Genomic DNA, 22,280 nt, shown 5'->3' on the forward strand with positions numbered 1-22,280 from the left:
TCAAACCGCCCCCTGCCCCAGCGAAAGCCGGATCTGCTCTCCGCCCTGAAGCAGATCGCCCTCGATCGCGCGGGCCACCGCCTCGGGATCACCCGCGCGCAGCGCGGCGAGCGCCTCTTCATGCATGTCGGGCAGGTTGTAGGTGCCGAACTTGCCGCAGACGACGCGCAGCGAAGGCCCCGCCCGCAGCCACAGCGCATTGCAGATCGACAGCAGGATCTTCGCCTCCGACCGCTGATAAAGTGTGAAGTGAAACCGGTGGTTCTGCTCCAGATAGGCCCGGACATCGCCCCGTTCGATCGCCGCGTTCAGCGACTGGTCGATCAGATCCAGCTGCATGATGTCCGACGGTGTAATCCTTTCGGCGGCCAGACAGGCCAGCCGCGGCTCAAGCGCCTGCCGCGCGAAATACAGCTCGTCGATCTGTGGCAATGTCAGGGTCGGCACATGCACGCGGCGGTTGCCGAAAAGCTCCAGCGCGCCTTCGGCGGTCAGCCGCCTGATCGCCTCGCGCACCGGGGTCATCCCCGCCCCCAGAACCGAGACCAGCCCCTGAATCGTCACCGACTGGCCCGGTGCCAGCTCTCCGAACAGAATCATCTCGCGGATGCTGCGATAGACCAATTCATGGGCCGGAAGCTTTTCAAATGCCTGATCCAAGTCTTTAATGCCTTTCACCCCGCCGCATCGCCCGGCGCAGCCGAGTTGTCTGCCCGGAGTCCGATCAAATACCATATTGCAATAGCGGCGGCGTTTGATCAAATTATCAATGTGAGGGCACGCGACTCTCTGCAAACCAACGGGAGCACCTAAAATATGAAATCCACATGGATACCGCTGGCCGCCGCGCTCGCCGCCTGTGTCACGGCCGCCGGCGCGGAAGAGGTCCACGTTTACAACTGGTCCGACTATATCGACGAAGAGCTGCTGACGAAATTCGAGGAAGAGACCGGGATCAAGCTGGTCTATGACGTGTTCGATTCCAACGAGGTTCTGGAAACCAAGATGCTGGCCGGCGGCTCGGGCTATGATGTCGTGGTGCCGACCGGGTCGTTCCTGCAGCGCCAGATTTCAGCCGGCGCATTTCAGCCGCTGGATTTTTCCAAACTGCCGAACGCCGTCAACCTGTGGGACGTGATCCAGGAGCGTACCGCCACCTATGACCCCGGCAACGCCTATTCGATCAACTACATGTGGGGCACCACCGGCATCGGCGTGAACGTCGCCAAGGTCGCCGAGATTCTGGGCGAAGACGCCCCGATCGGATCGCTGGAGCTGGTGTTCAACCCGGCGAACATGGAAAAGCTGGCCGCCTGCGGCGTACATTTCCTTGATGCCCCGACAGAGATGATCCCCGCCGCGCTGGCCTATCTGGGCGAAAATCCCGACAGCCACGACCCCGAGGTCATCGCCCGGACCGAGGCCGTGCTGGGCGCCGTGCGCCCCTATGTGCAAAAGTTTCACAACTCCGAATACATCAACGCGCTGGCCAATGGCGACATCTGCGTGGCCGTGGGCTGGTCGGGTGACATCCTTCAGGCGCGCGACCGGGCCGACGAGGCCGACAACGGCGTCGAGATCGCCTATAACGCCCCGTCCGAGGGCGCGCTGATGTGGTTCGACCAGATGGCCATTCCCGTCGACGCGCCGAACCCCGACGCGGCCCACACGTTCCTGAACTTCATCCTGGACGCCCATAACATGGCCGCGGCGTCGAACTATGTTTATTATGCCAACGGCAACGTCGCCTCGCAGGAATTCCTCGAAGAGGACGTGATCGGCGACCCGGCGATCTACCCTGACGCGGAAACGCTGAAAAACCTCTACATCACAACACCTTACGATCCGAAGGTGCAGCGGGTCGTTACCCGGCTCTGGACCAAGATCAAATCCGGCACCTGATCTGATCCCCTTGCCCGCACCGCCGGCCGGTGCGGGCCTTCCCCTCTTTCAAGGATGGCCTATGGCGCAATCCCCGAGCAGTTCCGTCTTCGCTCCCTGGGACGACCCGACCAAGAAACCGCTGATCCGGTTCGAGGGCGTGACCAAAAGGTTCGGCGATTTCACCGCTGTCGACAATCTCGATCTGCATATCTACGAGCGTGAGTTCTTCGCCCTTCTGGGCCCGTCGGGCTGCGGCAAGACCACGATCATGCGGATCCTCGCCGGGTTCGATCCGCCCTCCGAAGGCACCGTCTGGCTGGATGACGTGAACATCGCCCCGGTGCCGCCGAACAAGCGCCCGGTGAACATGATGTTCCAGAGCTATGCGCTGTTCCCGCATCTGTCGGTCTATGACAATATCGCCTTCGGGCTGAAGCGTTCGCCGATGCCCAAGTCCGAGATCGACGGCCGCGTGCAGGAAATGCTGCGCCTGACCCGGCTGGAGAAATTCGCCCGCCGCAAGCCGCATCAGATTTCCGGCGGTCAGCGTCAGCGCGTGGCGCTGGCCCGGTCTCTGGCCAAGGCGCCCAAACTGCTGCTGCTCGACGAGCCGCTGGGCGCGCTCGACAAGAAGCTGCGCAACGATACCCAGTTCGAGCTGATGGACATTCAGGAAAAGACCGGCACCACCTTCGTGATCGTGACCCACGATCAGGAAGAGGCGATGACCGTCGCCAGCCGCGTGGCGGTGATGGACAATGGCAAGCTGATGCAGGTAGCCACGCCCGACCGGATTTATGAAGCCCCCAACTCGGTTTACGTGGCAGACTTCATCGGTGACGTGAACATCATCGAAGGCAACCTTCGGCCGCAGGAGCCGGGCAAGGTGCTGATCGACTGGACCGAGGGCGAGGCGCCGATCCGGGCCGAGGCGAACGGCGGCCTGACCGAAGGCACCCGCGTCTCCTATGCGGTGCGCCCCGAAAAGATCGCCGTTTCCGCCGAACGCCCCGACGACAGGGCCAATGTGGTGCAGGGCAAGATCATCGACATCGCCTATCTGGGCAATATCTCGACCTATCATGTCCAGCTGCCGTCCGGCCACATGATCTCGGCCCAGATGACCAACAGCCGCCGGATCGAACGGCGTGATTTCACCTGGGAAGATACGGTCTGGCTGTCCTGGACCGACACAGCCGGCATCGTGCTGACACAATGAAGGGGGCCGCGCGATGAACTTCCGCCGCTTCCTTCTGGTGCTGGTGCCCTATGGCTGGCTGCTGGCGCTGTTTCTGGTGCCGTTTCTGATCGTGCTGAAAATCGCGCTGTCGGACACGGCCCTGTCGATCCCGCCCTATACCCCCACGCTTGATCTTTCCGCCGGATGGGCCGGGATCAAGGACTTCTTCGGCGCGCTCGATTTCGAGAATTTCGTGTTCCTGACGCAGGATGATCTTTACTGGAAAGCCTATCTTTCCAGCCTGAAGATCGCCCTGATCTCGACGCTGGTGACGCTCGTGGTCGGCTATCCCATCGCCTATGGCATGGCCCGGGCGCCGCAGGAATGGCGCCCCACCCTGATGATGCTGGTGATCCTGCCGTTCTGGACCAGCTTCCTGATCCGGGTCTATTCCTGGATGGGCATCCTCAGCCAGGAAGGGTTCCTCAACCAGTTCCTGCAATGGGCCGGCCTCACCTCGGAACCGTTGATCATCCTCAACACCAACTGGGCGGTCTATATCGGTATCGTCTATACCTACCTGCCGTTCATGATCCTGCCGATCTATGCCACGCTTGAAAAGCTGGATGTCTCGCTGCTCGAGGCGGCCGAGGATCTGGGCTGTTCGCGCACCGAAGCCTTCTGGCTGATCACCGCGCCGCTTTCCAGATCGGGTGTGATCGCGGGGTGTTTTCTCGTCTTCATCCCGGCCATCGGCGAATTCGTCATCCCCTCGATCCTGGGCGGGTCACGCACGCTGATGATCGGCAAGGTGCTGTGGGAAGAGTTCTTCTCCAACCGCGACTGGCCGGTGGCCTCGGCCGTGGCGGTGATCCTGCTGCTGATCCTGGTGATCCCGATCATCCTGTTCCAGCGCAACGAGCAGCGCCAGAGGGAGCTTGAACAATGATCCGCCGTTTCAGCTGGTTCAACGCGACGTCGCTGACGCTTGGCTTTGCCTTTCTCTACATGCCGATGATCATTCTGGTGATCTACAGCTTCAACGCCTCCAAGCTCGTCACCGTCTGGGCCGGTTTCTCGACCAAATGGTATGGCGAACTGCTTCGCAACGAAGCCTTCCTGGATGCCGCATGGGTGACACTGAAGGTGGCCGTGATCTCTTCCAGCATCGCCACGGTGCTGGGCACGATGGCGGCCTATGTGCTGGTGCGTGGCGGGCGGTTCGCCGGCCGCACCCTGTTTTCCGGCATGATCTACGCGCCGCTGGTGATGCCCGAGGTGATCACCGGCCTGTCGCTGCTGCTGTTGTTCATCGCCGTGGGGCTCGATCGCGGCGTGATCACCATCGTGCTGGCCCATACCACGTTTTCGATGTGCTACGTATCGGTCGTGGTCTCGTCGCGGCTTGTCGCCTTCGACAGATCGCTGGAGGAGGCGGCGCTTGACCTGGGCTGCACCCCGTTCGACGCATTCATGAGCGTCACGCTGCCGATGATCGCGCCGGCGGTGATCTCGGGCTGGTTGCTGGCCTTCACCCTGTCGCTTGATGATCTGGTGATCGCCTCCTTCACCTCGGGCCCCTCTTCGACCACGCTGCCGATCAAGATATTCAGCGCCGTGCGCCTGGGCGTGAGCCCCGAGATCAACGCGCTCTCGACGATCATGATCGGGATTGTCGCCGTCGGCGTGATCGCCGCCTCGCTGATTTCCAAGACACGGATCGCGCGGATGACCCGCGACGAGCAGGCCGCGCAGCAGCAATGAAGCCCCGCCCCCGAACCACCCGCAAGGTGCCCGCGTGAAACGGCTGTACGAGGCCGGGGCCTATTCCGACGCGTCGGTGCAAGAGAGCTATTGGCGCACCACCGCCACGTCCGCCCCCTATCCGCCCGCCCAGGGCGAGACGGGTTGCGATTTCGCGATCGTGGGCGCCGGCTATACCGGCCTCTCCGCCGCCCTGCACCTGGCGCGTGATCATGGCGCCGACGTCACCGTGCTGGAGGCCGAAGAGCCCGGCTGGGGCGCATCGGGGCGCAACGGCGGCTTTGCCTGCCTTGGCGGCGCCAAGGCCAGTGACGCGGCCCTTGCCCGGCGCTTCGGCGCGCAGGACCTGGCCCTGTTTCACGCCGCCCAGACCGGCGCGATCGACAGCGTCGCCGAGATCCTCGATCGCTACGGCATAGATGCCGACCGCCATTCCGAAGGCGAAACCATCCTGGCCCACCGCCCGCGCGACATGCGGGCCCTGCGCGCCGAGGCGCCGCATGTGCAGGCCAGCTATGGCGTCACCCCCCGGCTTATCCCGCGCGAGGAGCTTGCCGATCGCGGCATGGCCGGGCCAGCCTTTCACGGCGGGATGACGGTACCGATCGGCTTTGCACTCAACCCGATGAAATACGCGCAGGGGCTGGCCCGCGCGGCGGTGACCGAAGGGGCGCGCATCCACGCCCGCTCTCCCGTCACGGGGATCGAGCGGCAGGCCGGGGGCGGCTATGTTCTGAACACCCCGCGCGGCAGGCTGCGGGCGCGCAAGCTGTTGCTGGCCACCAACGGCTACAGCAGCGATGATCTGCCGCCGTGGCTGTCAGGGCGCTATCTGCCGCTTCAGTCCAGCGTTCTGGTCACGCGTGAGCTGACCGGGGCCGAACTGCGCGATCAGGGCTGGACCACCGATCAGATGGCCTATGACACGCGCAACCTGCTGCATTACTTCCGGCTGATGCCGAACCGCCGCTTTCTGTTCGGGATGCGCGGCGGGGTGCGCAGCTCGCCGGCCGCGCTCGAGTGGATGAAGACCGAGATCCGCCGCGATTTCGAACGGATGTTCCCGGCCTGGGCGCATGTCGAAACGCCGCATTTCTGGGCCGGGCTGGTGTGCATGGCGCGTGATCTGGCGCCCTATGTCGGGCCCTTGGGCGACTGGCCCGATGCCTTTACCGCGCTGGCCTATCACGGCAACGGCGTGGCGATGGCCACCTACAGCGGCGCGCTGATGGCCGATCTGGCCGCCGGACGCGCGCCCGGCCGCGCCTTTCCGGCGCTGATGCGGGCACCGCTGCGCCGCTTCCCGCTGGGTCCGCTACGCCGTGCCCTGCTGCACCCGGCCTATTACTGGTACGCCCTGCGCGACCTCTGAACACCTAAGAGGCGCAGCCCATCGCCGCGGCAAAGGCCTCGGGGCCATCATGCGCCCCGATGTCGCGCGATACCAGCGCGCCACCCTGCAGCCGCGTTGCCATCACCCGGCTCCAGTCGGCGCTCGCGGTCACCATCTCGGGCCCGTCGCCGCAATCGCGGATCCCGCCCGAAATCACATCCTGCCCGATCCGGTGGTTGGTCAGCCCGCCCGCCTCGGCCACCAGCGTCAGCGCGCCGTCGCGAAACCGCCAGACCCGCAGCAGCCTTGCCAGATGGGGCCGGTCGACATAGGCGATTTCGGCAAACCCGTCACCGTCCAGATCCGCCGCGCCGACAGGCGCCAGCCAGCGATGCGCCCGGCCGATGAACGGCGTCGCCGCGATCAGCCCCCCGGCGCCATAGACGCTCAGCCGCGCGCCGCGCGACAGGTCGGTTTCCACCACGATCACCTCGGGCGCGCCGTCCCCATCCAGATCGGCCAGACGTGGCGCGAGATCCTCGAACACGCGGGTTTCGGGCAGCACGATGCGCCGCCCCTGCCCGCCCTTCAGCCACAGCTCCAGCGTGCCGTATTCGATGGCATCGCCCAGAACGGCATGATCATAGCGCGTGGTGGGATCGCCGAAGCGGGCCGACACGATCTCGCCCCGCGCAGCCCCGGCCGCCAGGAGCGAGAGCGCAAGCGCCGCCCGCAGCATCGGTTCAGATCTGCTTTTCGGGCAGGTTGACGACCAGCCCGTCCAGATCGTCGGACACCTTGATCTGGCAGGTCAGGCGCGAACGGGCCGGATCGGGCGCATAGGCGAAATCGAGCATGTCCTCTTCCATCGCCTCCATCTTCGGCAATTTTTCCACCCAGTCAGGCGCGATATAGGCATGGCAGGTCGAGCAGGCGCAGGCGCCGCCGCAATCGGCGTCGATGCCGGGAATGTTGTTGTCCCGCGCGCCTTCCATCACGGTCATACCGGTGGGAACATCCACCGTATGCTCGGTTCCGTCATGCTCGATATAGGTGATCTTCGCCATACCTGTCCTCATCTGTCTGATCGGGTCGTTCCCTGCCCCAATAGGCCAAGTTCGCGCGGTTTTCCAGTGCCCGTGGCGGCCCCTGCGCGGGCGGGTCGAAATTCCGCGCCCGCCCGGCCGGCCAGCAGCCTTTCACGACGGCGCGAAACAGGCTATTGTGCCGCCAAGAACATCAGGGCCCCAAGCCCCCGGACGAGCAGACATGATCCGAAACCTTCTTCTGACCGGCCTCGCCGCGCTCGGCCTCGCCGCCTGCCAGGACACCGCGCCGGTGGCCGACGTCGCGCGGCTGGCCGAACAGCCGCTGGCCACACCGCCCGATCACGCGCCGCCCGGCGCCGCCCCCGGCACCTGCTGGGGCAAGCATGTGACGCCGGCGGTGATCGAAACCGTGACGGACCATGTGCTGCAGCAACCGGCCCGGCGCGATGCCGAAGGCGCCATCAGCGCGCCCGCGCATTACCGCACCGAAACCCATCAGCGCATCGTCACCCCGCGCCAGGAGATCTGGTTTGAAACCCCCTGCGCCGCGCAGATGACGGCAGAGTTCACCGCCACGCTGCAGCGGGCGCTGGCCGCGCGCGGGGTGTACCAAGGCCCGGTTACCGGAACGATGGATCCCGCCACGCGCCGCGCGGTGCGGACATACCAGGCCACGCTTGGGCTCGACAGCGCCACCCTGTCGCTCTCCACGGCGCGCAAACTGGGGCTGATCGCCTATCCCAGGCCCGGCGCGGACGGCTGAGCCGCAACGCAAAAAGGGCGCCCCGGCGGGCGCCCTTTGCTGTTTCCGGGGCGAAAGATCACTCTTCCAGCGACAGCGCCACAAAGCGCGGCGCGCCCTGACGGCGGATCAGCAGCAAAAGCGATTTGCGCCCGGCCTCCTTCGCCTCGGTGATCCGGGCCTCCAGATCATCGGCGCTGGTCACCTTCTGCTGACCGGCCTCGGTGATCACGTCGCCCGCGCGCAGACCCTTTTCATAGGCCTCGCTCATCTCGTCGACATTGGTCACCACCAGCCCGTCACCCGCGCCCAGCTCCAGCTGCTCGCGCATCTCGTCGGTCAGCGGGGTCAGGGTCAGGCCCAGCATCTGCTTCTCGACCGGGGCCTCGGGCGCCGGCGAGGCGACGGCGGGCACCGCGCCCTCGGCCGTTTCACGGCGGCCCAGCGTCACCTTCAGCGTCTGGGTGCCGCCATCGCGGAACACCACGACGCGCACGGCCTTGCCCACGGGCGAGCTGCCGACGATGCGCACCAGCTCACGCGTGTCGGCCACATCCACCCCGTCGAACGACAGGATGACGTCACCCGACTGCATGCCGCCCTCGGCGGCCGGGCCCTCGGGCACATCCGTCACCAGCGCGCCCCGCGCCTCTTCCAGGCCGATGGCCTCTGCCACATCCGGCGTCACGTCCTGAATGCGCACGCCCAGCCAGCCGCGCCGGGTTTCGCCGAATTCCTTCAGCTGCCCGACCACATTGTTGACCACGTTGGACGCCATCGAAAAGCCGATGCCGATCGAGCCGCCGTTGGGCGACAGGATCGCGGTGTTCACCCCCACGACCTCTCCGGCCATGTTGAAAAGCGGCCCGCCCGAGTTGCCCCGGTTGATCGCCGCGTCGGTCTGGATGAAATCGTCATAGGTGCCGCTCAGCGCCCGGTTGCGGGCCGATACGATGCCGGCGGAGACCGAAAAGCCCTGCCCCAGCGGGTTGCCCACCGCCATCACCCAGTCGCCAACGCGCATCACATCGCTGTTGCCGAAGGGCACGAAGGGCAGCGGCGTATCGCTTTCCACCTTCAGCAGGGCGATATCGGTGTTGGGGTCGGTGCCGATCACCTTGGCCTCCAGCGTCTTGCCGGAAAAGAACTCCACCTCGATCTCGTCGGCCTTTTCGATCACGTGGTTGTTGGTGACGATATAGCCATCCTCGGAAATCACGAAGCCGGAGCCGAGCGCCTGGCTGCGGCGCTGGCGCTGCTGGTTGCCCTCGCCCTCGGGGTTCATGAAATCACGAAAGAAATCCTCAAAGGGAGAGCCTTCGGGAAGCTGCGGGCCGGGCCCGGTGGAAACGGCAACCGTGGTCGATGTGGTGATGTTCACCACCGCCGGGCTGACCTGTTCGGCCAGGTCGGCGAAGCTTTCGGGCACGCCGCGCGCCTGCGCCGATATGCCCTGGGCCATCACCAGCGCGAGGCCCAGTATCAGCGCCCAGAGCGCGCGCAGCGGCGCCGCGTCCGTCCGGGCGGAAAGTGTCATGGCCTGGGATGTCAATGGGAGTTCCTCCTCGTATGATCCTGGTTGGGGCGGGGAAATCACCCGGCCCGGGTGTCCTGATCCTTTAGATAGGGGCCCCGACATTCAACTCAAAGCCCGTCACGCGCTGTCACATGGATGTGAAGCATATTCGCAGCCCGGGCCAAGCGTTTCAGGCGCCAAGCGCTTTTGCAAGCCAAACCAGCCCGACCCCCAGCGCCACCGCGCCCAGCCCGAGCGCCCGGCGGGCATCAAGCGGCAGGGTTTTCAGCACCGCGAGCAGATCCTCCAGACGCGAAGGGGCCAGTGCGAACACCAGCCCCTCCACAACCAGTACCAGCCCGATGGCCAGCAGCAGGATCGGCATCACCGCCCCTGCGCGTTCTTCAGGTAATCGAAGAATTCGCTGTCGGGCGACAGCACCATCGTCGAATTGCCGCCCTGCAACGAGCGCGAATAAGCCTCGAGCGAGCGGTAGAATTCGAAGAACTCGGTATCCGCGCCATAAGCGGTGGCGAAGATCCCGTTCCGCTCGGCGTCGGCTTCACCGCGCGCGATCTCGGCCTGGCGGTTGGCGTCGGAGACAAGCTCCACCACCGTCCGGTCGGCCTGGGCACGCACCCGCTGCGCCGCTTCTTCGCCGCGCGCGATCTCATCGGCCGCCTCGCGCTCGCGCTCGGCCCGCATCCGGGCAAAGGTGGCTTCCAGATTTTGTTCGGGCAGATCGGTGCGCTTGAGCCGTACATCGACGATCTCCAGCCCCAGATTGCTGGCCTCGGAAATCGCGGCGTTGCGGATGCGCAGCATCAGCGCGGCCCGGTCCGACGACAGGATGTCATTGGAGCTGACAGAGCCCAGCACCTCGCGCGTGGCGGCGCGCAGCACCCTGTCGAGCCGGTCCTCGGCCGAACGGATGCCGCCCGCGCCGACCGCCTGACGGAACCGCACCACATCGGCGATGCGGAACCGCGCGAAGGCGTCGACCACGAGCCGGCGATCATCGAGCGGCGTTACTTCCAGCGGGTCGATGTCACGGCTCAGGATCCGGTCGTCATAGCGCACGACCTCCTGGATCAGCGGGATCTTGAAGGCCAGACCCGGCTCTTCCTTTACGTCGCGCACCTGGCCGAACTGCAGCACCAGCGCCTTTTCACGCTCGTCCACGATGAAGACCGACGACAGGAACACCACGATGGCGATCACCACGATGGGCAGAATGTAAGTTGTCTTTTTCATGCCTCAGTTCCCCTCTGCCGGGCGGCGCAACTCGTTCAGCGGCAGATAGGGCACCACACCGCTGCTGCCGCTGCTTTCGTCGATGATCACCTTGTCCACGCGGCCAAGAACCTCTTCCAGTGTTTCCAGATAAAGCCGCTTGCGCGTCACATCCGGCGCCTTCTTGTATTCCTCGAGCACGGCGGAGAACCGGCTCGCCTCACCCTGGGCCTCGTTGACCACGCGGGCGCGATAGCCTTCGGCCTCTTCCAGCACCTGCGCGGCTTCACCGCGGGCGCCGGCAACCACCCGGTTGGCATAGGCGTCGGCCTGTTTCTCAAGCCGGTCACGCTCCTGCTCGGCGGCCTGCACTTCGCGGAAACTGTCGATCACCTCGCGCGGCGGATCGGCCTTGTCGAAGTTCACGCGTACCACGTTCATGCCGCTGTCATAGCTGTCGAGCGTCTGCTGGATCAGATCCTGCAGCCGGGCCGCGATCGAGCCTCGGTCGCGATTGAGGATCGGCGCCAGCTCCGACTGGGCGATGATCTCGCGCATCGCCGATTCAGAAACGGCGCGGATCGTCTGCTGCGGGTCACGCAGGTTGAACAGGAACTGCGCCGGATCGTTGATGTTCCAGACCACCTGGAAATCGATATCCACGATATTCTCGTCGCCGGTCAGCATCAGCCCGGCATCGCCGCCGGCGCGGCCCACGCCGATATCCTCTGTCTGTTCGCGGGTCACCGGAATGACCTCGGCGCTGACCAGCGGCCAGGGCGCGAAATTCAGGCCGGGATTGCCGGTCTGGGAATATTTGCCAAGGAACAGTTCCACCGACTGCTCTTCCGGCTTCACCGTATAGAAAGAGGCCAGCGCCCAAAGCACGACCGCCGCCAGCGCGGCCAGCGCGAACGTGCCGCGGGTGAAGGCCGGCCCACCGGACCCACCGCCGCCCGGGCGGCCACCCTTGCCGCCGCGCCCGCCCATCAGAACGCGAAGCTGTTCCTGCCCTTTTTTCATCAATTCGTCGATTTCGGGAATCTGGGGGCCCTCGCCGCCACTGCCGGAACCACGCCCGTCATTGCCGCGATTGCCGCCGCCCTTGTTCGAGCCGCCCCCTCCCCAGGGGCCTCCGTTGTTACCAGCCATTCAGCTCACACCCTCTTCTCGTATTGTCACGTCATGCCTTCCTAAGTGGTCAAACCGGTACGGATATCAAGCCGTGCGCACCGGCGCCTTCATCGTTACAAGCTCTTCCGACATGGTCGGATGCACCGCCACGGTCCGGTCGAAATCCTCTTTCGTCGCGCCCATCTTCAGCGCGACCGCCGCCAGCTGGATCAGCTCGCCCGCATGATCCGCGACGATATGACAGCCCAGAACCTTGCGGCTGGCCTTGCTGACGATCAGCTTCATCATCACCCGGTCGGGCCGCCCGGCAAAGAGCGACTGCATCGCCCGGAACGAGGTGCTGTAGACCTCGATCGCCTCCTGCTCGGCGGCCTGTTCCTCGGTCAGGCCGACGGTGCCAAGCTCGGGCTGGGTGAACACGGCGCTGGCCACCAGATCATGGTCGGGCTTGGTCGGGTTGCCCTTGAACACGGTTTCGACAAAGGCCGCGCCCTCGCGGATCGCCACCGGGGTCAGGTTGATGCGGTTGGTCACGTCGCCCACCGCATAGACCGAAGGCACGACGGTCTGCGAATAGTCATCCACCTCCACCGCGCCGCCGCGGCCGATCTTCACGCCCGCCTCTTCCAGCCCCAGCCCGCCCGTGTTGGGCACGCGGCCGGTGGCATACATCACCTTTTCATAGACATGTTCGCGCCCGTCGGTGGATTTCACCCAGATCCCGCCCTCGACCGGCTTCATCTCGATCACATCGGTGCCGACATGCAGGTTCACCCCCCGCTCGCGCATCAGCTCGGCCACATGGCCGCGCGCCTCGTCGTCAAAGCCGCGCAGGATCTGCGCGCCGCGATAATATTGCGTCACCGCCACGCCCAACCCGTTCAGGATGCAGGCAAATTCGCAGGCGATGAAACCGCCGCCGACGATCAGGATATCCCTGGGCAATGCCTCCAGATGGAAGATGTCGTTGGAGGTGATCACATGCTCGGCCCCCGGCATGTCGGGCACGAAGGGCCGGCCGCCGACGGCGACCAGAATGTGCTTGGCGGTGAAACGCTGCCCGGTGGCCAGCTTCACCGTATGCGCATCCTCGAGCACGGCGCGGGTGTCGAAAATCTCCACCCCGGCCTTGTCCAGATTGGTGCGATAGATGCCCTCCAGCCGGTCAAGCTCCGCATGCAGCTTGCCCTTGAACAGCGGCCAGTCAAAGCCGCCGGCCGTCACATCCCAGCCATAGGCGCGCGCATCCTCGAACCCGCCGGAATAGCCCGAGGCGAAGACCATCAGCTTCTTCGGCACGCAGCCACGGATGACACAGGTGCCGCCCATCCGGTATTCCTCGGCCAGGCCCACCTTCGCCCCGCCCTCGGACGCCGCCAGACGCGCCGCCCGCACACCGCCGGACCCGCCGCCGATCACGAATAGATCAAAGTCAAAACTCATGCTGCCCCGCGCCGTCAGAAATCTGCGAACAGATTGTCGTTTTCCAGAAAGTCGATCTTGTCTTCCTCGACCGTGCCGGTGTTGATGTCGCGCACCTCGACCTTGCCGTCGCCATGGCCGATCACCACGACATCGCAGATATCTATGAACAGGCCGTTCTCGACCACGCCGGGGATCTGGTTGATCACCAGCGCAAGCTGGCGCACGTTGCCGATGCGGCTCAGGTGCATGTCCAGCAGGTAATTGCCCTCATCGGTCACGAAAGGCGCATCGCCGTTCATCCGCAGCGTGGTGTCGCGGCCCAGAACATCGAGGTTGATCAGCGTCTCCTCGATCAGCGCCTTGGAGGTCTGCCAGCCGAACGGGATCACCTCGACCGGCAGCGGGAAGGCGCCAAGCTGCGCCACCTCCTTGGCCACGTCGGCGATCACGATCATCTGGTCGCTGGCCGTGGCCACGATCTTTTCCTGCAGCAACGCGCCGCCGCCGCCCTTGATCAGGTTCAGGTTGGCGTCGAACTCGTCGGCGCCGTCGATGGTCAGATCCAGCCATTTCGCCTCGTCCAGCGAAATCACCTCGATCCCGACCTGGCGGGCAAGTTCGGCGGTGCGCGTCGATGTCGGCACACCCTTGATCTGCATTCCGTCCTCGCGCACCAGCTCGCCCAGACACCGCACCATCCAGGCCGCGGTCGAACCGGTGCCAAGGCCCACGCGCATACCGTCTTCGACAAAATCGACCGCGCGCTTGGCGGCGACGAATTTGGCCTTGTCGATCGGGGAAAGCTCTCCGCTCATGGCTGGTCTCCTTTATGGCTCCCCGGTGTTATAGGAGAACTGTCCGTTGGCCGCGAGGGGCAAAAAGGCCCATTCCCGGCCCCGCACGCGGTTTTGGCGGCGCGTTCAGCCCGACAATGCCCCGGCCGCGGCCGCCAGCGCCGCGCGGGGCAGGATCACAACCATGCGCGGCGCCGCCACCGTCAGCTCGACGGCGCCGCCCGTCGCCTCGTTCGACGTGCCGATCCGCCCGTCGGGCGCAAAGCCGATACCGTCGATCGGCCATTTCAGCCCCCGGCTCTGCCCGGTGACGGGACCCATCGGAAACAGCGACACCCGCGTGCCCGGCTCCAGCGTGATCGCCAGGCGCGGCGGGCACAGAAAGGCGATGTCGTGCTCGCCGATCAGGATGCAGCGCTTTTCCGTCTGCCGGGTCAGCCCGGTCAGCACCGCAAGCTGATGGTCCAGCCGCGGCCCGAGAAACCCCAGCCCGAAGATCAGCGGCGCTTCTATCATCCGCAGACACTTGTCGAAATCGGTGCTCTCCTGTTCCGGTACGCAATGCAGCCGCGCCGCGGGAATGGCGGCACGGGCGGCCTCGGAGATGGAATCCATGTCACCGACAACCGCATCGGGCATGCGCCCCGCGGCAAGCGCACGGTCGGCCCCGCCATCCGCAGCCACGAGAACCGGCGCGCGCGTTAAGACTTCCGCCAGATCGGCTGGCGCGACTGCGCCCCCGCCGATCAGCGCGACTGGTTCAGAAGTTTGGACAATCATGGCTTTCATGTGGCAATATCTGCGTCAGAACGATTAAGACCACAATTCCAACACCATTAATCCCCCCAAAAATCTCCTTTCTGTTCAATTTCTGGAAACGGCCTATGGTAAACATGGTGCTGCTGGTAATGTTAGAAGGCGAGCCTGCCGATGGTCGGTGCAAATAAAATTCTTACGGTTTCCTACGGGACATTTTCCTGCACCCTCGAAGGATTCGAAGATTCGTTCGGCACGATGAAGGCGATCGCCGAGTATTTCCGGGATCTCGCCGCGGAAGACCGTTACTTCGGCGCCGAACCCGCGACGCCGGATGCGGACATGCTGCAACGCATCGCCGAGCGCGAGATCCGGCGCCGCGTCGATGCCAGCCTGCATGATGGCGGTATCCTGCTGCGGGCCGCCGATGGCCAGCACACGCCCGCCGCCGACCCCGCCACCCCGGCCGTGGCCGAAGCCCCCATGCCCGAAACGCCCCGAACCGAAGCGCCAAGGCCCGAAGCGCCGCGGGCAGAGCCGGCAGCCCCCGCGCCCGTGGCATCCGCCCCCGCCGCGCCGGAGCTCGGCTCGGTCGCGGCCAAGCTTGCCCGCATCCGCGCCGCTGTCGACACGGCGCGCACCGCCGCCCCGGCGGCGCCCCTCGCGCAGCCGGCGGAAACCTATGTCGAAGACGAGGAGCTTCCGCAGCCCCCCGCCGCCCCGGTCATGGCCCCCGCACCGGTGGAAGAACCGGTGGAAGAACCCGTCGAAGAGCCGATCGCTGAATCCCCGGCCTTCGAGGGCGCCACCGCCGACGAGACCGGGCAACTGCCCGACGCGATCATCGAAGACAGCCCGCGCGAAGAGGCGGTTGAAGAAACCGCCGACGAAGACACCATTGCCGAAGAACCGATCGCCGAAGAGCCCGCCGAGGCCGAGCCCCTGGTCTTGCCCGAACAAGAGGCAGAGCCCGAAACCGCCGTGACGGAGCCGGAGATCGACCCGGTCCTGGCCAGCGTGCTGCGCGCCACCGCGACCGAGGAGTATGAGGAAGAGGCGGAAGCCGAGCCCGCCCCCGAACCCGTAGCCGCGCCGCAAGAGCTTGCCGAACCGGAGCCCGCCGCCGAAGAAGAACCGGCCGAGGAAGAAATCCCCGCCGCGGAATTCGCCGCCGTGCCCGAAGAGCCCGCCGAGCCCGAGGCCCCCGAGGAAGCGCCCGCCGAGCCGGAGATCGCGGCCACCGAGCCGGAGCCGCAGGCCGAGGAACCCGCCGAGCCCGCCATCGCGAAAACGCCCGTCGTGGACCCCGACGAAGACATCACGCGCCGCCCCGGCTCTGACACCGCGCGCCGGGCGGTGGAGCGCGCCCGCGCCCGCGTCATGAAAATCAAGCGCACCGATCTGCAGTCTGTCCCGTCCGGGCTGCCCGAGGCCGCGCCCGGTGATACGGCAGATCTGGAAACCGGAACGCCCGATATCGGTGCCGCGCCGGGCGATCTGCCCGAGCCCGCCCTGTCGGCAGAGGAAGAGGCCGATCTGATGGCCGAACTGGCCGAGGTGGAGCGTGACGCCGTCCGCTCGGGCCCTGCCACGCCGCGCCGCATCCGGCCCGGTGGCAAGCGAAAGCCCGAAGAGGCCGATGTCTCGCGCCTCGTCGACGAGATCAACACCAAGATGGAAGGCAGCGAGCATCGCCGCCGCCGCACCGCCATCGCCCACCTCAAGGCCGCCGTCGCCGCCACCGTGGCCGAACGCCGGGCCCGCCCGGGCCGCAACGGAGAGGCCGAGGCCGAGGCCGAAAAACACCCCTACCGCGAAGACCTGGCCCATGTGGTGCGCCCCGGCGGCCGCAGCGCCCGCGGCAACCGGATGCCGCCGCTGGTGCTGGTTTCCGAACAGCGCATCGATTCTCCGGAACATGGCAGCACCGGCAATCTGGCGCTGAAATCCGTGGTCGAGGAGCAGGACGACAGCAATATTTTCGCCGCCGAGGAAAGCTTTGCCGATTTCGCCGCGCGGATGGGGGCCACGGATCTGTCCGACATGATCGAAGCCGCCGCCGCCTATGCGGTGCGTGCCCGCGAAGACGACATCTTTACCCGGCCGCAGGTGATGGAGCTTGTGGCCAGCACGCCGCGCGGCAAGGAATTCGCGCGCGAGGACAGCCTGCGCGCGTTTGGCCGGCACCTTCGGGAGGGGCCTTTCGAACGGGTCAAACGGGGTCAGTTCATCATTTCGAAAACCTCGCGCTTTATGTCTTGAGCGCGCGGGCAAGATCGGGCCAGATATCCCGGTTCCGTGAAGGGTAACGAGTATGGGGCGGAAGACCTAAGGGTCTTCCGCCCCGTTTTTTTTCGCCCCGGCATCTTGCGCCTCGGGGTCTGCCTTGCCGACGCCGCGAAACACGAACCGGAACGGCAGAATCCACAGGAATCCCAGCCCCACGTAGATCGCCAGCTCCACAAGAACCGACGGCCGGTCGATCAACCCCGCCAGCGTCACCGCCAGCACGATATAGAGCGGTAGCCCGATCAGCAGAATCACCAGCGACCAGCGCCGCCGCGCCTTGTAGGACAGCGCCATCAGTCGGCGAACGGGTCGGTGACAAGGATGGTGTCGTCCCGCTCGGGCGAGGTCGACAACAGCGCCACCGGACACTGGATCAACTCTTCGACCCGGCGCACGTATTTCACCGCGGCGGCAGGCAGTTCGGCCCAGCTGCGCGCGCCCGCCGTGCTGTCGGGCCAGCCTTCCAGCGTTTCGTACACCGGTGTCACGCGGGCCTGTTGATCGGCGGCGGTCGGCAGATAATCCAGCATCCTGCCGTCGAGCTCGTAGCCGGTGCAGATCTTCAGCTCGTCGAACCCGTCGAGCACATCGAGCTTGGTCAGGGCGATGCCCGACACGCCCGAGGTGGCGCAGGTCTGGCGCACCAGAACCGCGTCGAACCAGCCGCAGCGGCGCTTGCGCCCGGTCACGGTGCCGAATTCGCGCCCGCGTTCGCCGAGGCGCTGACCATTGTCATCGTCCAGCTCTGTCGGGAACGGGCCCTCGCCGACGCGGGTGGTATAGGCCTTGACGATGCCCAGCACGAAATCCACCGCCCCCGGCCCCAGACCGGTGCCGGTGGCAGCCATGCCCGCCATGGTGTTGGACGATGTGACAAACGGATAGGTTCCGAAATCAACATCCAGCAGCGCGCCCTGCGCGCCTTCGAACAGGATGCGCTTGCCGGCGCGGCGGTCTTCGTTCAGCACCTTCCAGACCGGCGCGGCGAAGGGCAGGATCTTCGGCGCCACCTCTTCAAGCTGGGCCAGCAGCGCGGCGCGGTCCACCTCCGGCAGGCCGAGGCCGCGGCGCAGCGCATCGTGATGCACCAGCAGCCGGTCCACCCGCAGCTCCAGCGTGGCCTTGTCGGCCAGATCGGCCACCCGAACGGTACGCCGGCCGACCTTATCTTCATAGGCCGGGCCGATGCCGCGCCCGGTGGTGCCGATCTTGGCCACCGCGTTCTGGTTTTCGCGCGCCCGGTCCAGCTCTCCATGCACCGGCAGGATCAGTGGCGTGTTCTCGGCGATCATCAGGTTGTCGGGCGAAATCTCCACCCCCTGCGCGGTCAGCCGCGCGATCTCGTCAATCAGCGCCCAGGGGTCCAGCACCACGCCGTTGCCGATGACAGAGCGTTTGCCCTTGCGCACGATGCCCGAGGGCAGCAGCGACAGTTTGAACACCTCGCCGTCGATGACCAGCGTGTGGCCGGCGTTGTGACCGCCCTGAAAGCGCGCGATCACATCTGCGCGCTCCGAGAGCCAGTCGACGATCTTGCCTTTTCCTTCGTCGCCCCACTGGGCGCCGACGACGACGACATTTGCCATAGCTGATCCTTGCACTTGCGGAAAACCCGCGCCCGTATAGCCGCCCGCGCCCTGGCCCGCAAACGCCAAATTCACCCCGGGGCTGGACAGGCCACTGCAGGTGCGCCACCAAAGCGCCGAAAGAAAGAAGCGTGTGATGTCCGGTATCGTTTTGCGCTGGGGGTTCGCCTTTGTGTTGCTGTCGCTCACCTATAACCCGACGCGGTGGAATTTCACCCGCTGGGCGATGGAGAACTACCGCGAAAGCCTGCCGCTGGCGGTGCTGACGGGGCTGGTGCTTCTGGTCGGCTATATCATCTACCTGCGCGCCACGCTGCGCTCGATCGGGGCGTTCGGCATGCTTCTGGTCGCCGCGCTGGTGGGCGCGCTGATCTGGGTGCTGATCGACTGGGGCGTGCTGACGCTGGACAATCCCAGCCTCAACCTGTGGCTCGGCCTGTTTGCCACCTCCGCCGTGCTGGGCATCGGCCTGAGCTGGAGCCGGGTGCGCCGGCGCCTTTCGGGCCAGACCGATGTGGATGACGTGGATGAATGAGGCGGCCGGGCCCCCCTTCCGCCAACAGGGGTTGCGAGCCCCGCCCCAAGCGCCTAGATAGACGCGTCGAACAAAAGCCCGGATCCGCGCCTCATGGAAAACGTCGTCCTTACCATCCACCTGATCCTCGCGCTCTGCCTGATCGGGGTCGTGCTGCTGCAACGCTCCGAAGGCGGCGGGCTGGGCATGGGCGGCGGTGGCGGTGGCGGCGGCGTGATGTCGGGCCGGGCCGCGGCCACGGCCCTGGGCAAGCTGACCTGGATCTTCGCCGCCGGCTTCATCGTCACCTCGATCGTGCTGACCTTCATCGCCGCGGAAAAATCGGCGGGCACCTCGGTGCTGGACAGGCTGGGCGCCCCGGCCCCGGCGGTGCAGCAGGAAACCGCGCCGGCCGATGATCTTCTGCCGCCCACACCCAGCGACGCACCGCTTCTGCCGCCCCGCGCGGAGTAAGAAAAACCACTAAACATTGATTCGGGCGGACAATTCGCCCCAGCATCTTGCGGTGCGGTTGCGGGGCGTTCGCGAATCCGTTATACGTTAAATCCCGTGATGCTGCGGCTGTCGAAGGCCGAATCGAACAGCCGAAACATGACAATTCACGGGGGATGCCAGCCATATGGCACGTTTCATTTTCATCACGGGCGGCGTTGTCTCCTCACTTGGCAAGGGTCTTGCCTCTGCCGCGCTCGGCGCGCTGCTGCAGGCGCGCGGCTTTTCGGTGCGGCTGCGCAAGCTTGATCCCTATCTGAACGTCGATCCCGGCACGATGTCGCCCTTCGAACATGGCGAGGTGTTCGTCACCGATGACGGCGCCGAAACCGATCTCGACCTTGGCCATTACGAGCGTTTCACCGGCGTTGCCGCGCGGGCCACCGATTCCGTCAGCTCCGGCCGCATCTATTCCACCGTGCTGGAGAAAGAGCGCCGCGGCGATTATCTCGGCAAGACCATCCAGGTGATCCCCCACGTCACCGACGAGATCAAGGATTTCATCTCGATCGGCGAGGATGAGGTCGATTTCATGCTCTGCGAGATCGGCGGCACCGTCGGCGATATCGAGGGCCTGCCCTTCTTCGAAGCGATCCGCCAGTTCAGCCAGGACAAGCCGCTGGGCCAGTGCATCTTCATGCACCTGACCCTGCTGCCCTATATCGCCTCGGCCGGAGAGCTGAAGACGAAGCCGACCCAGCATTCGGTCAAGGAGCTGCGCTCGATCGGGATCGCGCCCGATATCCTGCTGCTGCGCTCGGAACACCCGATCCCCGAGAAAGAGCGCGAGAAGATCGCGCAGTTCTGCAACGTGCGCAAGGACGCGGTGATCGCCGCCCCCGATCTGGAAACCATCTACGAGGCCCCGCTGGCCTATCACCGCGAAGGGCTGGATCAGGCGGTGCTGGATGCGTTCCGGATCAGCCCCGCGCCCAGGCCCGAACTGTCGCGCTGGGAAGACGTGATGGACAGGCTGGTCAATGCCGAGGGCGAGGTGCGTGTGGCGATCGTCGGCAAATACACCCGGCTCGAAGACGCCTACAAATCGATCGCCGAGGCGCTGACCCATGGCGGCATGGCCAACCGGGTGCGGGTGAAATCCGAATGGATCGACGCCGAGATCTTCGAACGCGAAGATCCCGCGCCCTATCTGGAAGGGTTCCACGCCATCCTCGTGCCCGGCGGCTTTGGCGAGCGCGGCACCGAGGGCAAGATCAAGGCCGCGCAATTCGCGCGCGAACGCAAGATCCCCTATCTGGGCATTTGCCTCGGCATGCAGATGGCGGTGATCGAGGCCGCGCGCAATCTGGGCGGCATGGCCGACGCGGGGTCCGAGGAGTTCGACCACGAGGCCGGCAGGAAACGTTTTACCCCGGTGGTCTATCACCTCAAGGAATGGGTCAAGGGCAACCATACCGTGGCCCGCAAGCTGGATGACGACAAGGGCGGCACCATGCGCCTGGGCGCCTATACCGCCTCGCTGACCAAGGGCTCGAAAGTGGCGCAGGTCTATGGCTGCACCTCGATCGAGGAACGCCACCGCCACCGCTACGAGGTGGACACCAAATTCCGCGAAAGTCTCGAGCAACATGGCCTGTGCTTTTCCGGCATGTCCCCCGATGGCCGCCTGCCCGAGATTGTCGAGGTCAAGGATCACCCCTGGTTCATCGGTGTTCAGTTCCACCCCGAGCTGAAATCCAAACCCTTCGCCCCGCACCCGCTGTTCGCCGATTTCGTGCGCGCCGCCAAAGAGGTGGAGCGGCTGGTGTGATCACCGCCGCCCGCGCCTGACCGCGCGGCGCGCGCGCCGGGGCAAGGGGCGGCAAACCGGAAAGGGATCGCATGATCCTGCGCCTCCCGCGTCTTGCCCTGGCCCTTTGCGCCGCCTTCGCCCTGCCCGCCCGCGCGCAACACATCGCCGCCGAAAGCTATGCCACCCTGCGGGCCGAGCTTGACGGGATCGTCGCCTTCGAAACCCTGCCCTGGCGGGCAGAGCCGGGGCTGAACTTCGACCAAGCCCTCCGCCTTCCCGGCCTCTGGCTGGGCGAGCGTTTCGCCGGCCAGTCGCTGGCGCCCGGCGCAAGCGCCCATGACCTGCCCGACGCGGCTGCCCCCGCCGCGCCGCTGACGGTGCGCCCCGGCCGGCCGGGCGAGAACCTCGCCGTCGCCTTTCATCGCGGTTTCGGCTCCAACGCGCTGTTCCCGCTCGGGTCCGACGGGTTCGCGCGGATCTCGGGGCGGGGCGAAGGCGCGGTGGCCATCCTGTTCGACCATGACCAATACGCGCTCGGCCTGCGGCTGCACGCGCAATACCCCGCCCCGTTGGGTGCCGCGCCGGAAACCGGCCCGGTCACGGTCGCCTTCTTCGCCCGCGATGGCCGCCGCCTTGCCACCCTGCGCCACATCCCGGCGGCGGGCGTGGTGGCGCTTGGCTGGCGCCGCGCCGGCAACCGCCCCGATATCGCCGGCATTCTGATCACCAACACCGATCCCGGCGGCATCGCCATCGACGACATCATTTTCCAGCGCACCCCGCCGCTGGGCTGAAGGCCCCTTGGCCCCGCCCGT

Annotated in this window: 23 protein-coding genes; 11 read left to right on the forward strand and 12 right to left on the reverse strand. The window is 65.9% G+C overall.

Translation table 11 applies throughout. The features are described 5' to 3' along the window. On the reverse strand, window positions 1-660 hold the full coding sequence (locus TQ29_RS11940) for a GntR family transcriptional regulator (RefSeq protein WP_054539344.1): 660 nt from the start codon (window positions 658-660) through the stop codon (window positions 1-3). Between the two features lie 156 nt (window positions 661-816). On the opposite strand from TQ29_RS11940, the gene TQ29_RS11945 reads away from it, so the two are divergent. The 5 genes from TQ29_RS11945 (at window position 817) to TQ29_RS11965 (ending at window position 6,200) form a co-directional block, all read left to right on the forward strand. Continuing rightward, window positions 817-1,902, forward strand: coding sequence for a polyamine ABC transporter substrate-binding protein (locus tag TQ29_RS11945; RefSeq protein ID WP_054539345.1), 1,086 nt, complete (start codon window positions 817-819; stop codon window positions 1,900-1,902). Between the two features lie 61 nt (window positions 1,903-1,963). Next, window positions 1,964-3,103, forward strand: coding sequence for an ABC transporter ATP-binding protein (locus TQ29_RS11950; RefSeq protein ID WP_054539346.1), 1,140 nt, complete (start codon window positions 1,964-1,966; stop codon window positions 3,101-3,103). Between the two features lie 13 nt (window positions 3,104-3,116). Further along, the gene (locus tag TQ29_RS11955) at window positions 3,117-4,013 is read left to right on the forward strand and encodes an ABC transporter permease subunit (protein WP_054539347.1); all 897 of its coding nucleotides are present in this window, start codon (window positions 3,117-3,119) and stop codon (window positions 4,011-4,013) included. After that, window positions 4,013-4,828, forward strand: a complete 816-nt coding sequence (locus TQ29_RS11960; RefSeq protein ID WP_054540423.1) for an ABC transporter permease — start codon at window positions 4,013-4,015, stop codon at window positions 4,826-4,828. The genes TQ29_RS11955 and TQ29_RS11960 overlap by 1 nt, the downstream gene beginning before the upstream one ends. 34 nt (window positions 4,829-4,862) lie before the next feature. Then, entirely contained in the window at window positions 4,863-6,200 is a 1,338-nt protein-coding gene (locus TQ29_RS11965) for an FAD-binding oxidoreductase (protein WP_054539348.1), read from the forward strand. Between the two features lie 4 nt (window positions 6,201-6,204). Here TQ29_RS11965 and TQ29_RS11970 read toward each other — a convergent pair whose 3' ends face one another. After that, window positions 6,205-6,900 carry a VCBS repeat-containing protein gene (locus TQ29_RS11970; RefSeq protein ID WP_054539349.1) on the reverse strand — a complete coding sequence of 232 codons (696 nt, stop codon included), beginning with the start codon at window positions 6,898-6,900 and terminating at the stop codon, window positions 6,205-6,207. 4 nt (window positions 6,901-6,904) lie between these two features. After that, on the reverse strand, window positions 6,905-7,228 hold the full coding sequence (locus TQ29_RS11975; protein ID WP_054539350.1) for a 2Fe-2S iron-sulfur cluster-binding protein: 324 nt from the start codon (window positions 7,226-7,228) through the stop codon (window positions 6,905-6,907). Between the two features lie 202 nt (window positions 7,229-7,430). Between TQ29_RS11975 and TQ29_RS11980 the strand changes: the two genes are divergently transcribed. Then, window positions 7,431-7,973, forward strand: coding sequence for a peptidoglycan-binding protein (locus TQ29_RS11980; protein WP_054539351.1), 543 nt, complete (start codon window positions 7,431-7,433; stop codon window positions 7,971-7,973). A 58-nt stretch (window positions 7,974-8,031) separates the two neighbouring features. Here TQ29_RS11980 and TQ29_RS11985 read toward each other — a convergent pair whose 3' ends face one another. The 7 genes from TQ29_RS11985 to TQ29_RS12015 form a co-directional block, all read right to left on the reverse strand. Then, complete coding sequence (locus tag TQ29_RS11985; protein WP_037210577.1) at window positions 8,032-9,489, reverse strand: DegQ family serine endoprotease; 1,458 nt, start codon at window positions 9,487-9,489, stop codon at window positions 8,032-8,034. A gap of 169 nt (window positions 9,490-9,658) precedes the next feature. Further along, entirely contained in the window at window positions 9,659-9,853 is a 195-nt protein-coding gene (locus TQ29_RS11990) for a DUF2065 domain-containing protein (RefSeq protein ID WP_054539352.1), read from the reverse strand. Beyond that, window positions 9,853-10,722, reverse strand: coding sequence for a protease modulator HflC (gene hflC / locus TQ29_RS11995; RefSeq protein ID WP_037210581.1), 870 nt, complete (start codon window positions 10,720-10,722; stop codon window positions 9,853-9,855). The genes TQ29_RS11990 and hflC overlap by 1 nt, the downstream gene beginning before the upstream one ends. 3 nt (window positions 10,723-10,725) lie before the next feature. After that, entirely contained in the window at window positions 10,726-11,853 is a 1,128-nt protein-coding gene (gene hflK, locus TQ29_RS12000) for an FtsH protease activity modulator HflK (protein WP_054539353.1), read from the reverse strand. A gap of 66 nt (window positions 11,854-11,919) precedes the next feature. After that, window positions 11,920-13,278 (reverse strand): glutathione-disulfide reductase, encoded by a 1,359-nt coding sequence (gene gor, locus TQ29_RS12005; RefSeq protein ID WP_054539354.1) that lies wholly within the window; start codon window positions 13,276-13,278, stop codon window positions 11,920-11,922. Between the two features lie 14 nt (window positions 13,279-13,292). After that, window positions 13,293-14,075 (reverse strand): ribose-5-phosphate isomerase RpiA, encoded by a 783-nt coding sequence (gene rpiA, locus TQ29_RS12010; protein WP_054539355.1) that lies wholly within the window; start codon window positions 14,073-14,075, stop codon window positions 13,293-13,295. A 105-nt stretch (window positions 14,076-14,180) separates the two neighbouring features. Then, on the reverse strand, window positions 14,181-14,843 hold the full coding sequence (locus TQ29_RS12015) for a thiamine diphosphokinase (RefSeq protein ID WP_054539356.1): 663 nt from the start codon (window positions 14,841-14,843) through the stop codon (window positions 14,181-14,183). A gap of 141 nt (window positions 14,844-14,984) precedes the next feature. Here TQ29_RS12015 and TQ29_RS12020 point away from each other — a divergent pair, with 141 nt between their 5' ends. Then, window positions 14,985-17,072: a hypothetical protein gene (locus TQ29_RS12020; RefSeq protein WP_054539357.1), complete on the forward strand. Its 2,088-nt coding sequence runs from the start codon at window positions 14,985-14,987 to the stop codon at window positions 17,070-17,072. 66 nt (window positions 17,073-17,138) lie between these two features. On the opposite strand, the gene TQ29_RS12025 is transcribed toward TQ29_RS12020, so the two are convergent. Together TQ29_RS12025 and TQ29_RS12030 are read right to left on the reverse strand one after the other, a co-directional pair. Then, window positions 17,139-17,393: a DUF2842 domain-containing protein gene (locus TQ29_RS12025; RefSeq protein WP_054539358.1), complete on the reverse strand. Its 255-nt coding sequence runs from the start codon at window positions 17,391-17,393 to the stop codon at window positions 17,139-17,141. Continuing rightward, the gene (locus tag TQ29_RS12030; RefSeq protein WP_054539359.1) at window positions 17,393-18,685 is read right to left on the reverse strand and encodes an adenylosuccinate synthase; all 1,293 of its coding nucleotides are present in this window, start codon (window positions 18,683-18,685) and stop codon (window positions 17,393-17,395) included. The genes TQ29_RS12025 and TQ29_RS12030 overlap by 1 nt, the downstream gene beginning before the upstream one ends. 136 nt (window positions 18,686-18,821) lie before the next feature. Here TQ29_RS12030 and TQ29_RS12035 point away from each other — a divergent pair, with 136 nt between their 5' ends. From TQ29_RS12035 to TQ29_RS12050, 4 genes are all read left to right on the forward strand, one after another. Further along, complete coding sequence (locus TQ29_RS12035) at window positions 18,822-19,220, forward strand: DUF6524 family protein (RefSeq protein WP_054539360.1); 399 nt, start codon at window positions 18,822-18,824, stop codon at window positions 19,218-19,220. A gap of 93 nt (window positions 19,221-19,313) precedes the next feature. Further along, complete coding sequence (gene secG / locus TQ29_RS12040) at window positions 19,314-19,673, forward strand: preprotein translocase subunit SecG (protein ID WP_037211257.1); 360 nt, start codon at window positions 19,314-19,316, stop codon at window positions 19,671-19,673. Window positions 19,674-19,839: 166 nt separating this feature from the next. Then, window positions 19,840-21,483, forward strand: a complete 1,644-nt coding sequence (locus tag TQ29_RS12045; protein ID WP_054539361.1) for a CTP synthase — start codon at window positions 19,840-19,842, stop codon at window positions 21,481-21,483. Between the two features lie 71 nt (window positions 21,484-21,554). Further along, window positions 21,555-22,259, forward strand: a complete 705-nt coding sequence (locus TQ29_RS12050) for a hypothetical protein (RefSeq protein ID WP_054539362.1) — start codon at window positions 21,555-21,557, stop codon at window positions 22,257-22,259. The last annotated feature ends 21 nt before the right edge of the window (window positions 22,260-22,280 follow it).

Source organism: Actibacterium sp. EMB200-NS6 (assembly GCF_001305615.1).
Lineage (GTDB): Bacteria > Pseudomonadota > Alphaproteobacteria > Rhodobacterales > Rhodobacteraceae > Actibacterium_A > Actibacterium_A naphthalenivorans.